Below are 13,387 nucleotides of genomic sequence, written 5' to 3'. Positions count from 1 at the left end.
GACTCCATCTTTGCTTCTGTCAGTTTGATGCTTATTATCTTCTCTGCCCTGTAAAGGGTCGCAATGTGCCGGAGTGAGGCACCGGCGTCACAACGTAAAATTGACCGGAAACGGCGGGTTAACGGCTCCAGTCTTCAGGCTCGAGTCCGGGGACGCGGGCAAATTCCCGGGAGTTGTTGGTGACCAGAATGGCGCCGGCCGCGATGGCGTGCCCTGCAATCGCCGTGTCATTCGGCCCTATAGGTGTCCCGGCTGCGGCCAGTGCGACCTTAATTTCAGTCGTGGCATCCACTGCTGCACGATCCCAGGCGAGAACGCATCGACCATCGGCTTATTTCCTTATCAGGTTATATGTTTCGCGCTGGTGTTTCTGTGTGTAAATAAACTACAGAAAATTAGCAGGGAATCTCGGATCTGTTCAGCCTTTAAACCCGCGATAAACGTGTTCGGGCAGTCTCGGGAGGAAGTTAATTAAGCTGATAAATCTAATCTTCAGTAGTGCTTATCATTCTGCAACCATTGTAAGTCAGGATGTTTCACTGGGTATGTGGCGAGAAGGGAGGCAGGCGCTCATATTCGCCCGGCAGTATTTGTGGCAGTAATTTCTCATGATAATTTACCTTATAGGATAAATCTTAAACACAATCTAACAAAACGTTTCTGGGTGAACTATGCGCTGTGCCAGCTTTTTCAGGCGGACAACTGTCGGCCTGACCACCGCTTTTGTCATATTTTGTTCTGTGCCAGTCGCCTTCGCGCTGTCAAACGGCTGCGCCGCGGTAAATGCCCTCTCGGGCTCCTCCATCCTTGACTTCAGCACAAACCGCTACCCGGCTTCTGACTTTGCGACCGGTGATGCCCTGACGCTGAGCTTTACCGACAGCGGTGGGGCATACGGTGGAAGCGCGGCGATGGCTGACAGCGTCAGCATTGCGCGTTACAACCTCAGCAGTTTCCAGACCTACAATGCCGCCAGCTCTCCCAGTAGCTCGCCTCACACCGAGACTATCACCGTGCCCTCAGGCAGCCTTGAGGCAAACGGCGTCGCCCTACGCGCCAAGACGTCGAACGGTCAGATAAGCAATCTGGTGTTCAGCTGCACCAGCGCCTCCGTCATCTCCGCCGACGCCACGCTTTCCGATCTGAAGCTTTCGTCAGGCACGTTGTCACCATCCTTCAGCGTCGCAACCAGCAGTTACAGCGCCTCGGTCGCCAGCAGCGTGTCATCCGTCACTGTCACCCCCGTTGTTACCGAGAGCCACGCCACCGTGACAGTAGACGGCACCGCCGTCGCATCCGGCTCGGCGTCCCAGTCCGTCAGCCTGACATCCGGCAGCACAACCAGCATTTCCGTCGTCGTCACGGCGCAGGACGGTACGACCCGGGCGTATACGCTCAGCGTCACTCGCGCGGAAGCCGCCCCGGTTTCGTCAGGCAGCGCCGCTACCGTAGCCGCTGACAGCACGAACAACGTCATACCGCTCTCCCTGAGCGGCGGAACGGCGAGCTCAGTGACGCTGGTCTCCTCACCGGCGCACGGCAGCGCGACGGTCAGCGGGACCTCGGTGATTTACACGCCCGGAGCCGGCTATTCAGGCAGCGACAGCTTTATCTGGAATGCGTCTAACAGCGGCGGCACCTCTTCCGATGCCACCGTATCTCTGACGGTTACCCCTCCGGTACTAAAGGTGACGCCGGCATCAGGCGCGCTGACCGCTGCCATTGTGGGGAACGCGTGGTCACAGAATCTGACGGTTTCCGGCGGCACCTCTCCCTGGACCTGGTCCGCCACCGCACTGCCCGCCGGGATCACGCTCGACGCATCGGTCGGCACGCTGTCCGGAACGCCCTCTGCCGCAGGCAGCTACAGCCTCCAGGTCACCGCAACGGATGCGAACGGTGCGACCGGCAGCGCCAGCTATACGCTGGTCGTCAGCGCCGCCTCACCGGTGGCCAGCGACAGCACGGCAACCGTGGCCGCCAACAGCAGCAGCAATCCGGTCACGCTCAGTCTCTCCGGCGGAACGGCCAGCTCGCTCAGCATTGTGAGCCCGCCGGCTCACGGCAGCCTGGCCGTTTCGGGTCTGACGGTGTCCTATACGCCTGCCACAGGGTATGCGGGCAGCGACGGCTTTACCTATACTGCCTCCAACAGCAGCGGCACTTCCGCCAGCGCCCGCGTGTCGCTGACCGTGACGCCGGTGCTGCTGACGTTGTCACCGGGCAGCGGCGCTCTGCCTCCGGCCACGTCGGGCAGCAGCTGGAGCCAGACGCTGACGGCTTCGGGCGGCAGCACACCCTATACTTTCAGCGCCACCACCCTGCCCGCCGGCGTCATGCTGAACGCGGCAACGGGGGCGCTGGCCGGAACGCCGACCGCGTCCGGTACTTACCGCTTCCAGGTTACTGCCACTGACAGCCTGGGCAACAGCGGCACGGCCAGCTACTCGCTGGCGGTCAGTGCCGCCGTATCCGCGGCCCTGCAGCTTCAGCCCGCGGGCGGCACCCTGCCAGAGGGAAAAGCCGGGCAGGCATACTCTCAGGCTCTCAGTGTCACGGGCGGCACCGCTCCCTATCGCTGGCAGCTGAGCGGCGCCCTGCCGCGTGGACTGACGTTTAGTGACGGCCAGCTGTCGGGTACTCCGCAAGTTTCCGGGAGAAGCACGTTCAGCGTTCTGGTGACCGATGCCACCGGCAGGGCTCACCAGGCGGGATATTCGCTGGACATTGGCGCGGCGGCATCGTCCGCGGCTGACCATACCGCCATGGTGGCCGCCGGGCAGTCGGTCACCGTCAGCCTGACCGGCGGGGCGACCGGCGGTCCGTTCACCGGCGCACGGTTGCAGGAGCAGCCAGACACCAGTCTGGGTAAGGCTTCAATCCAGGCTTCTGGTGACGGCTATCAGCTACTGTTCACCGCCGCCGCGCAGGCCAGCGGCACCCTCACACTCCGCTATGTACTGACCAGCGCGGTCGGGACCACTTCGCCAGCGCTTATTACCCTGACCATTACCGCGCGCCCTGACCCGTCCAGGGATGCTGACGTCATCGGGCTGGTGAGCGCGCAGTATCAGGCCGCACAGAATTTTGCCCGCGCTCAGTTGCGCAACTTCAGCGACCGCCTGGAGCAGCTGCACCGCGGGACCGACCTGCCTACTGACATGGCCGGCATCCACTTTTCCATGCCCTCCTCCGGGCCTGAGCGCGACGCAGACCGGAATATGTGGACGACGGCCTGGCAGCAGCAGAAACCGGGCCTGACGGACGTGCAGCGCCAGCCTGTCGCTCCGGGACTGCCTTTCGCCAGCGAACAGCAGGCGCGGAGGCTGTCATACTGGACCGGAGGGTATGTTGATTTTGGTGGAGACAATGCGGACGGGGTGCGCTTCAGTCACACCACCGTGGGCGTGACTACCGGGGCCGACTACCGCTTTAGCGGAACCTTTACCGGCGGAGCGGGCATTGGCTTCGGCCGCGACGTCAGCGACGTTGGCGACAACAGCACCCGGACAAACGGTCGCGCGCTCAGCGCCGCCCTCTACGGCAGCTATCATCCGGGGTCCTTCTTTGTGGACGGTTTGCTGGGACACGGCACGCTGAGCTTTGACAGCCGCCGTGCGGTCACGGATTCCGACGCCGTGGCCCGCGGTTCACGGTCGGGACATCAGGTCTTTACGTCGCTGACCTCGGGGTATGAATTCCGTGCGCCCGACGGCTTGGTTTCACCCTATGCCCGTCTGCAGTACACCCGCACGTGGCTGGACGGCTTCAGCGAGTCGGGCGCCGGTGCGTTCGGCTTGGCTTACGCGCCACAGACGGTTGCGCAGGTCTTGACGTCCGCCGGATTGCGTGGAGAACGCACCGTACCGGCCCGCTGGGGCATCCTGCGCCTGCTGGGGCGCATTGAATATGCACAGACTCTCAGCGACGCTGGTACCGCGCGGGTCGGATACGCGGACACCGCTGACGACACCTGGCGCGTGGCGCTGGCGGAGACCAGCCGGCAGGCGATGACGGTCGGCACCGGGATTGATTTTCTTCTGCCGTACAACATCACGCCGGCTATTACCTATCAGGGCACGCTGGGGCTGGACGCGCAGCGCACGCGCGAGCAGATGGTGATGATCCGGTTCAACATTGATTTCTGACGACAGAATAAGCAGGTTCCCACGGGGCCTGCATCACGCAGTTTCATCACTTCCAGAAGGAGTTCAGCACGATGGTGCCGGAAAACGACAGCAGTGACGGAGAAAGCGGTAAGCCACATATCACAGCTTACATGCCGCATAAAGACAGTCATGGCAGAACCCCAGAGGAGAGGCTGGCCAGGCTACAAAACAGTGATGAGATGATAAAGCTCAGCAAAGCGGAGAGAGACGCGGAAGAACGCTATAAGGCTGACGAAAGAGAGGCAGCTGACAGGCGGTCTGCGCTAATGAGTGCTGTCCGGGTCAGCACGCCCGATCTGAGTACGAAACTGTTTGAGGAAATGAAGGCGCTGGCCTCACGAGACAGAAATTTTTCCAGCCGGGATGCAATTGCCCTGATAAATGCCACGGGCGTAACCCTGAACCCCGTGCACGATTTTTACGACCTGAATACCGCGCAGCGAAATGACCTGCTGGATCGCATCGGATTTTACCGGGGAGTGGTGGTTGACCAGACCTCGGCAAATACCGTGGAGTCAGGGTTTCGTGAAGTTCTCAGGCGCCCTGACGCCCAGTTGTCCGGGACTGATGAAGACAGCGAGAGCCTTCCCGCTACACTGTTTTACCGCCGACCTAACTTCTCTGGTTATTTTGAAAGTAACCATACCAGCAATGAATCCGTCCATCAGATGCAGAAAAACGGGGTGACCAATCTCACCTTATCGCTGAACGTCGCGATGGGGTCAATTAAAAGCGCTGCGATTGGAACCGAGTACGGATCGTCAAGCCAGAGTCGGGTCACAGCGGGAGGAATAAACAGGACGCTGTACACGACAGCCAGTTTTTATCTGCCCATGATCGAATTATCCTTTGATGATTCAGAAGTGTGCGCCAGCCAGGCATTTATCCGGGCCTGCCGGACCGCGCTCACAATCCCCCTTCCAGCTTCAGAGGAGCCCGCTAAAGACGATGCGCCAGCAGAAACAGACGCAGATCTGACGGTTCGGCAGGCCAGCGAGGCGCTGAAAGCACGGTTCAGGCGGCTGAAAAAGGTGCTCGATACGTTCGGTCATTTTGTGCCAGTCAGTACCCGGGTGGGCGGGCGCCTGTATGCGACCGAGGAAAAGCAGCTGACGACGAAGGAACAGAGCACCGACCTAACCGAGCGCTTTGCGGTCGCTGTCAAAGCCAGTTTCTCTCACCCGGCTGCCAGCGTCGACGCAGGTATGAAATATGAAAACTCGGTTCAGACGTCCTCGTCAGAGGAGACAGCAAGAGAAGCTCAGCGCCTTATTTTTCAGGCGGTCGGCGGGGAGGGATCTGCAGTTCAGAATGCCAGCCTGTGGGCAGATTCTCTGGCAGATTATCGCCGCTGGTCTGCCATTCAGCGTGAAAATTTAGTGCCTACCGTCAACCTGCTGCCGGAGGCGCTCAGAAATGAGGCGTGGCGCGTGCTGGAACAGTTTTCGCACGTCAGTGATAAGCGTTCTCTTCTGAATGATGAGGATGCCTCGTTTTTATTCTTCGGAGAATATGGAGAAAGAGCGGGTTCAAAAGCGCGGGAAATTTATTTCAGTATTCAGAACCTCGCCAGGCCGGCCGCGGTATCGCTGGGGCTGACTCCTCCGCGGCAGTGGGATGCAGCCGTGCTGTCACACCCTGCCCTCAGTCAGGCGCAGATGTGGCATCTCACTGCCGACGGGCAAATCATCAGCTATATCAGGGTCAAACCCGGGGCAACAGGCAGGCGTGAAGACATCGCTTTTGCCCTGACCGCAGGAGCGGGAAATAAGGACTCGGTCTATGACGTCCTGCTCAGTAAAGCAGGATCCTCCTCGCTTCAGCAATGGCTATGCACAGAGGCGGGTGAGATTATTAATACCGCCTTATCTGATGCTGCTAACCGGTTTGTTCTGACTGCAGGCAACAGTGAGAAACTGACACTGACAAAACAGACGCCAGGGTCGGATCTGACCCAGCTGTGGACTCTACAGGAATTATCGGAGAAAGAGGTCACTGACAGCAAGCCACCGGTTGTTGCTGAACGCAGGGTCCGGTTCACCTGTAAGGACAATAAACTGGCGCTGTCGGTGCTGGAAGGTGCATACCAGAAAGAGCTCACAGACGGGAAACATTACACTGTCTGCGCGCAGCCCTACACAGGCGGGCCACATCAGCTCTGGCAGCAAGACGCGGCGGGGAATATTACCTCCTGTCTGAAAACGAGCACAGGAAAAGACGTCTACCTGTCTTCCACGGACAATGCCGGGGCACCTTATCCTGTCGCCACGACGTATGATGCATTACTGACCCAGCGCTGGAAAAACAACGTCAACGGCCATCTGATGCCAGCGAGCGGCCCACTGACAGACAAGATGCTGTCAGTGGGCGTCGAGTCTGACGGAAGCCAGCCCGTATTTTTGTCCGGGCAGAAAACAGATGTCGATACCGCATGGAAAATGGAGGAGATCTCAGAAAACGAGAGAGCCAGCGAAGCTGAGTATTCCTTGCTGGCCGGTCAGGCATTTGAAGAGAGAGAGGAGGTGTTTACGGTGGACTCAAGGGAGCTGGTGATTAACGGATATATCCGTGAAATCAGTCTGTACGCTGTTGACCGTAAAACGTACAACGTGTCGTTATTCCCAGGTGGACCGGGGATAGGATTCGGCGAGGGCTGGGCCTTACAGATGCGGTTGAAAACGCAGAGAACTGGCGGCGGAGAAGAAATCATTCAACATAAGGGCGCCCCCAACAGTGATAATCAGCTGTTTGAGGACCTGTCACCGGTATACGTTGAGACCGCCATGGTTTTCCTGCCCGACTGGCCCATTTACTCGCTGCGCCTGTCCATCCGGCGAGGCGTGAAAAACGTCCTCTGCTTCGAATATAAATCGAGGAAAGAAAGCGACTGGGTCGGAGCATACTCGGATGGAAGCACCCTCACAGAATGGCAGCCGGGCTATGTGGAGGTAGGCAAAGAGGTAATGAAAAGCAGTGGGACTGGCATCGCCGGTCTCAGCCTTCATTATGAAGGAAATAAAGCCGGTAATGCAGCGCGCATTGCACCTAAAGTGCTAATGAAAAAATAATCATTCTGGTGACAGCTCTCTGGCTGTCACCAGAATGATGTGAAGGTAGAGGCCAGCAGCCATGCTTGAACCAATAATTTACAAATTTATAAAAAATGAATTTGGAATGGATAACCAGCCAGATCAGCAATTTACCGAAATAGAAAGGAAAGGATACCTTAACAAGCTTGCTTTTTTTTTCGAAGAAAAAAAAACGATGTCGTTATGCCCATACTGCAATGAGCCCATCGATCCTGAACATGCTGCTGTCGACCACATTATTCCGTTCAAAACCTATGCGCGCTATCAGTTTCTGACAGACAGCAAAAAGTCTGTTTATACAGTGCTCGATGAGGATGTATTTAACGATGAGAACTTCTGCCTTTGTTGCAATGGGTGTAATACATCGAAAGGAAACAGGCTCGATAAGGATATAATCAGAAACGCCATCACTAATTGTGAGGCCAGAGGAGTTGACACAACAAATTTCATCAACTCCCTGAAGATAGCTGAAGACATCATACATAAACTTCCGATTTATATATCCCTGTACTGTACGGTGGGATGTTACTGGGAAATAGTTTCCGGCGCTGTCAGCCCGGAAGCTGTAGTTGCTAAACTTATTGATAACCCAACCTATACGAGTTTTCGGGAGCGTACAGAAGATGTCGATATCACCGAGGTCGTTCAGTGGCTGTCACAAATCCGTTGCATACCAGGCACAGATGAGATTCAGGGTAGAGGTATGCAAACCGGCTTGACAAAATTTGAGCATCTGTGGACTTACCGTACACCTCCGCAGCCTAAAATCAAAGGCATACCAGTCTATGTATTTAACAATCCCGAGAATAAAGAATCGGGAAAATACATTGAGCCGGTAATTTTTTATGAAAACAGTTTGTTAAATGTGTTAAATAACTTTCATAAAATACTTGAACTCACGCAAAAAAAACAAGAGATTTTTTATTCGGATAGCACTCCTGAAAGGGTAGGCAAGGATGATTTATCATCTGTTGAAGCGCATTTACGTGACAGAATTTTTCCCGACTCATTCAGTGTAGAAGATGACAGACTCAAGGAAGCTTATGAATATCCACACGAAAGTAAAAGCACCAGAGAAAAAATCTCTAAGTCACTGACGAAGGCTACAGCTGAAAAAAACAGGGCTAACGTTAAACAGAATAGATTGATGGGTGGAAAAGATCTGAGAAAGTATCTCGCAACCAGGCAGGGATTTACTGAAGATGGAGTATTGCTGTATCACTGCTGCTACTACTGCCTCGGCTTTTATCCTGCGCAGTCCTTTCAAATTGACCATATTGACCCCACGATTAAGAAAAAAAAGTTCCACGAAAGCATTAACCTTCTGGCGGTATGTCAGGGCTGCAATAACAGTAAGCGTGCTAACAAACTTAATTTGGATTTTCTGGATGATCGTGTTGAACGCAGGCTAAAGAGGACTAATGTTTCAGGTCTTGAAGACCTGATTATAACCTCTTCGTTGTGTAAGAATTCTAAGATTGATATTGTCAAAGGAATTCAGGCTTATGTACTTAAGAAACATATTGTAGTTCAAGAGGGCACTGGACCTTTTGCTGTAAATAAAAGAATAAAGCATTTTCTATCTTCCTTGGATTTTTTATTTAATGAAGGTGAGCTCAAGTCTACTTTAAAAGCCATTGGACTGGAAATGAATGGTGTCTGATTTATTGACAATGACGATTATTATATAATTTTCGGTCAGATCGGGATGTTTCAAATATACATTCAGGCAGCAAAGTTTTCTTAAAGATAACCGGAGCGCTGCATACATTTACCTTAAGCTTCCGGTTAATCTCGCGGCGGCTGTAACTTTTCTTAGCCGGTCTTCGAGCATCAGGTCCGGTACACGCGTGAATTCCCACATGTTACTGGTCACCATACTAGCGCCTGCAACCTTCGCGCGACCGGCGATGCCCGTGTCGCTCTGGCTGATCGGCTTGCCGGCCAGCCTCAGAGCCACTTTGATATGAGCGATGGCGTACACCGCGGGGCGGTCTCACACAAGGATGGCGTCGGGGTGCGTACTACGCCTCAATCAGCTGCGCGTGGCCTGGTGAGGCCCTGAGTCGGCAAATCGCATTTCAGCATTTGTGGTGGCTGAGACCACCACGCGTTTGTTGCGCGGCACCGTCTGCTTCAGGCGTTTATCACACTCTCCGACTGCTCGAGCATGATGAATGAGCAGATACAGGTGTCCAGCATATACGTTTTGTTCACAGGTCAAATCGTCCTTCGTCGCTGACAACGTCCTCGCGCTCCGCCATAAAATCCGGTTCGGCTTTTTCAGGCTCCAGGGGTAGACCAGCAGACATAGCACCGTATTTCTGGCTGGTAAACATCAGACATGCAGCGAAGTATTTATTGGTTCCCCGCGTGACTTTCTGTGACCACGGCGTTTCATGGATATTTATACTGTACGCTGATCGGCTATGCTTTAATCTGTAGGGACGTCAGCACAGCACCTGCTGCGGCAATCTGGCCTGAAAGCTAAGCCTTTCAGGCTGTCCACGGGTAGGGTTATGACACCCCTACCCCTCTGGCAGAAAAGCCTCTGCTTCAGAGAAAATGGCGGCTCTTTTAAGCTGAAAGTGAAGCCAGGGGATTACCACTCCTTCACGAACGGCTCAACGGGCATCAGTCTGACAGCGGCTGAGTATGGGGGCGGGTATTTACTTATGGTCTCAGGAATTTTCATCCTGTTTACCACGATGGCGGTGACAGGCTATCTGAAACGTCAGCAGGCGTAGTGAGATTACCTGCCCTTACGCTGCTGTCTCTGCCCGCAGGTAAATATTTAGCACCGCAGTAAATATCAGTGCCCGAAATCAGGTGTAAAAATCCCTGTACCTGACGGAGGATTAATTAATCCGGCCCAGCTGCCGCATACGGCAGACTCCCTGACTTGCATCAGGATGCAGTAAGGCTCTGAGCAGGATAATCCGGTCACTGAACGAATCTATTCATACCATGCACAAGTCAGCCACATCCTTTTTCGATGTCAGACGGGGCAGGTCTGGTGCGAATTATTTCTGCTGCTTTAATCCGGAGTAAATATGCATTCACGCATGTCCTGCGTTTCAGCAATCCTCGCTCTGGGCATTGCCACCATGCTGGCCGGAGCCACCTTTACCTGGTTTCAGGTCATGCAGTCTGATCTCGACAATACAGACCTGGCAGCCAGAAAGGCTGTCCAGGCGAATGAGCAACTGATTGATGAAGCCCGAAGTGCAGCAACGCTTGCCAGGCCCTATCTGTCACATGCCTGTACTCAGGAAGTCCGGACAGAACTGGGCAGGCTGACGATTGGCATTGCGCATATCCGGGTCATAAGCCTTTTTAAACGCGGCGAGATGACCTGCTCATCATGGAGCGGAGCCCTGGCCGTAAAAGAGGATTTTCCCGCCGGAGCCGGCCACACCCTGATGTTGCTGAACGATGACTACATCACGCCTGGCGTGGGGGTGATGGTACTGCGTACGGATTTTCCCGAAGGGGTGATAACGACCAGCATGGCCACGCAGCCGGCTGCTGAAGCGTTACGACTTCTCAGCATCCATCGCTCACTGTCGCTGCGTGCTGGCGGCATGATCCTCACTGCAGATAACCGGCTACACCCCATCGTCACAGAGAATAAAAGATCCCATGCCGTCAGCTCAGGCCGTTATCCGCTGCGTGTGGAATATGACGGAAGTCGTGCCGTCCCGGTTACCAGGATTATACGTGAGGGCTACGCCTCCCTGGTCATGTCAGCACTGCTGGGGAGCCTGGCTGCGGCAGGACTCTGGCTGTCCGCATTCCGGCGCAGGACACCTTATGAGGAACTGGCCGTTGCGATTGAAAAAGGTGAGCTTGTGCCCTGGTACCAGCCTGTCATTGACTCTCAGGCAGGCACAATTACAGGGGTGGAGGTGCTTGCCAGGATTGTTAAACCTGATGGCACAGTAATAACCCCTGACCGTTTCATTCCCCTGGCTGAGAGTTCAGATCTGATTATCCCCCTCACGCGGAGTCTGATGGTACAGGCAGCCCGTGAACTGTCTGTGTTACTGCAGCCCACAGAGCTCCGCTGGCATGTCGGTATTAACGTGACTCAGGCACATGTACTTGCGGCAGGATTTATCGCTGAATGTCAGGCCTTCGTGAAGGCCTTTGGGCCGGACAGGATCATGCTGACGGTAGAGCTGACTGAGCGGGAACCCTTTAACAACGGTACGGATATGCAGAGAAAAATCAGAGAGTTGCACGACAATGGCATTGCGATTGCGCTGGACGACTTTGGTACGGGTTACGCGAATCTGGAGTACATCAGCGAAGTCAGCGTGGATATTATCAAGATTGACCGGACCTTTGTCAGGCGGATTGGAGAGGGTCAGGCTGGCGAGCGGCTTCTGGCCAGTGTGATTGAAATGGCCAGTGCACTAAATTTACAGATTGTGGCAGAAGGCATTGAGACGAAGGAGCAGGCAGCATGGCTGACCGCCCGGGGGATAATGTGGCAACAGGGTTATCTCTATTCTCCCCCTGTTGACTTTCATCATCTTGTGCCTCTGATCAGAAACTGAAAACTGCCGTTACGTTCACTTTCAGGGCAGGCCGTCAGTGATGAGCCTGCCGCTCATTACCATCAGTCAGGAGAGAAATGTCGGGACGGTGCTGCCAGCCAGAGGCAGGCAGAGTACGTCTGGATGTCGGGCGCCGTGAAGATGACTGAAAACAGGCAACGTCCGCTATGATTGAAAACAGGACCATTCACATCCGGTAGATAGAGGAAAGTTTCATATCTTGACCTGAAGTGTACTTAAGGTTTTAGAGTAAAGCTTTTGGCTATGAATAGGTAAATCAGAGATATGAAAGAGATAGATGTTGGTTTTACGCACGTTGCTTTTGTCGTAAGAGAATTAGATAAAAGTATTGCGTTTTATGAGCGCTATGCCGGTTTGTCTGTTGTCCACCGGCGCGAACCCGATGTTCCGGATGCCCGTAAAGTGGCATGGCTAAGCGATCACACCCGCCCATTTGCGCTGGTTTTAGTTCAGGCAGACAAAGTGACTGATACCCCGTTGGGTCATTTCGGTCATCTGGGCGTTGCCTGTGCCGACCGCGAAGAAATTGACAGGAAAACATGTATGGCCCGGGCTGAGGGCGTGTTACGCAAAGACCCTGAAGATGCCGGAGAACCTGTGGGTTATTACGTTTTCTTCGCAGACCCTGATGGTAATACTCTGGAGCTTTCTTATGGACAGCAGGTTGGTCTTGAAGCAATCCGACGTCGTGCTTTCACATAACACATCGGCCCTGGAATAATTTTTCCTTCACCCCAGCGAATGGTGTGTTGTTTGTTACCTGAGCGCACATCAGAAATTAGACGGGAGACGATCTCGAGGTTCTGCACTGATTGCTCTCCTTTTCACCAGCTATGACCCAGATGTACCATATCTGAGTCGCAAATTTACACAGCGCCTGCAGCTGGCGTTCCCTGATGAAAAACCAGAGTCCAGTCACCATTATCCGAATACAGCCAGCAGGAAGAACGCAATGCAGGACGACTGCCGTCAGCATAAAACGTCCGGTAGTGAAGTATGACGCAACCTTCCCCCATTTCTGTGAGGCGAAAATCGCTGCTGATAATAAGCGATGCAGTTTTCTCGTTTAATATCGACGCGATCGTCTCTGAACGGTCAACCATAACGCCTGAACGTGTTATTTCCAGGAATTCAGGATGGAGAAGCCGCTCAAGCCACTCCCGATTGTTTCGCCTTTCACCGTGAAGGCTGCATTCCAGCAACCTGAGCTTTTCCAGAAGCATTCTGCTTATCCTCAAGTGATCTTAATGAATGCTTTCTTCTAACATAAAAGTGATGCACTGGACCACAGCAGGTCCTCAGTGCGGCTGGAACCCAGAGGCAATTTTGAGTGAAGAGGGAAAGTTAAAAACCCATACTTATCACGAAGTGTCCTGAGCAATGAGCATCCCGGACTCAGATAAGCGGTTAATTCATCATATAACGGCACACAACGGGCATTCGCGCTCATTTCGGCGGACGTAACCACAGAACAGAGGAAACCGCGCACTGCCTCAGCAATTAATGTTTATGATTTGCAGAGCCATGTGTTGTTGAAATTGTGTTA

Annotated in this window: 7 protein-coding genes and 3 pseudogenes; 6 read left to right on the top strand and 4 right to left on the bottom strand. The window is 54.3% G+C overall.

Annotated elements, in window-relative coordinates; genetic code table 11:
- Window positions 1-118: 118 nt before the first annotated feature.
- Window positions 119-316: pseudogene (locus tag BWI95_RS22565) on the bottom strand (PIN domain-containing protein); the annotation flags it as partial.
- Between the two features lie 355 nt (window positions 317-671).
- Here BWI95_RS22565 and BWI95_RS22560 point away from each other — a divergent pair.
- The 3 genes from BWI95_RS22560 to BWI95_RS22550 all read left to right on the top strand — a co-directional run bounded on the left by BWI95_RS22560 (window position 672) and on the right by BWI95_RS22550 (window position 8,921).
- A complete protein-coding gene (locus tag BWI95_RS22560; protein ID WP_415859165.1) occupies window positions 672-4,148 on the top strand; it encodes an autotransporter domain-containing protein in 3,477 nt (1,158 codons plus the stop codon).
- A 71-nt stretch (window positions 4,149-4,219) separates the two neighbouring features.
- Window positions 4,220-7,237, top strand: a complete 3,018-nt coding sequence (locus BWI95_RS22555) for an MAC/perforin domain-containing protein (protein WP_076770401.1) — start codon at window positions 4,220-4,222, stop codon at window positions 7,235-7,237.
- Window positions 7,238-7,343: 106 nt separating this feature from the next.
- Window positions 7,344-8,921: an HNH endonuclease gene (locus tag BWI95_RS22550; RefSeq protein ID WP_076770400.1), complete on the top strand. Its 1,578-nt coding sequence runs from the start codon at window positions 7,344-7,346 to the stop codon at window positions 8,919-8,921.
- Between the two features lie 108 nt (window positions 8,922-9,029).
- Here the strand turns inward: BWI95_RS22550 and BWI95_RS23870 are convergent.
- Together BWI95_RS23870 and BWI95_RS23580 are read right to left on the bottom strand one after the other, a co-directional pair.
- Window positions 9,030-9,475: pseudogene (locus BWI95_RS23870) on the bottom strand (PIN domain-containing protein).
- Window positions 9,472-9,543: pseudogene (locus BWI95_RS23580) on the bottom strand (type II toxin-antitoxin system VapB family antitoxin); the annotation flags it as partial. The pseudogenes BWI95_RS23870 and BWI95_RS23580, both read right to left, overlap by 4 nt.
- Before the next feature lie 234 nt (window positions 9,544-9,777).
- On the opposite strand from BWI95_RS23580, the gene BWI95_RS22540 reads away from it, so the two are divergent.
- The 3 genes from BWI95_RS22540 (at window position 9,778) to BWI95_RS22530 (ending at window position 12,543) form a co-directional block, all read left to right on the top strand.
- The gene (locus BWI95_RS22540) at window positions 9,778-10,005 is read left to right on the top strand and encodes a hypothetical protein (protein WP_054804295.1); all 228 of its coding nucleotides are present in this window, start codon (window positions 9,778-9,780) and stop codon (window positions 10,003-10,005) included.
- A gap of 306 nt (window positions 10,006-10,311) precedes the next feature.
- On the top strand, window positions 10,312-11,820 hold the full coding sequence (locus tag BWI95_RS22535; RefSeq protein ID WP_076770399.1) for an EAL domain-containing protein: 1,509 nt from the start codon (window positions 10,312-10,314) through the stop codon (window positions 11,818-11,820).
- A 285-nt stretch (window positions 11,821-12,105) separates the two neighbouring features.
- Complete coding sequence (locus BWI95_RS22530) at window positions 12,106-12,543, top strand: VOC family protein (protein WP_076770398.1); 438 nt, start codon at window positions 12,106-12,108, stop codon at window positions 12,541-12,543.
- Window positions 12,544-12,707: 164 nt separating this feature from the next.
- Here BWI95_RS22530 and BWI95_RS22525 read toward each other — a convergent pair whose 3' ends face one another.
- Window positions 12,708-13,064 (bottom strand): nuclear transport factor 2 family protein, encoded by a 357-nt coding sequence (locus BWI95_RS22525; RefSeq protein WP_076770397.1) that lies wholly within the window; start codon window positions 13,062-13,064, stop codon window positions 12,708-12,710.
- Window positions 13,065-13,387 lie beyond the last annotated feature (323 nt).

This window comes from Kosakonia cowanii JCM 10956 = DSM 18146 (assembly GCF_001975225.1).
Classification (GTDB): Bacteria; Pseudomonadota; Gammaproteobacteria; order Enterobacterales; family Enterobacteriaceae; genus Kosakonia; species Kosakonia cowanii.
This window is presented reverse-complemented; position numbering and strand designations above follow the sequence as displayed.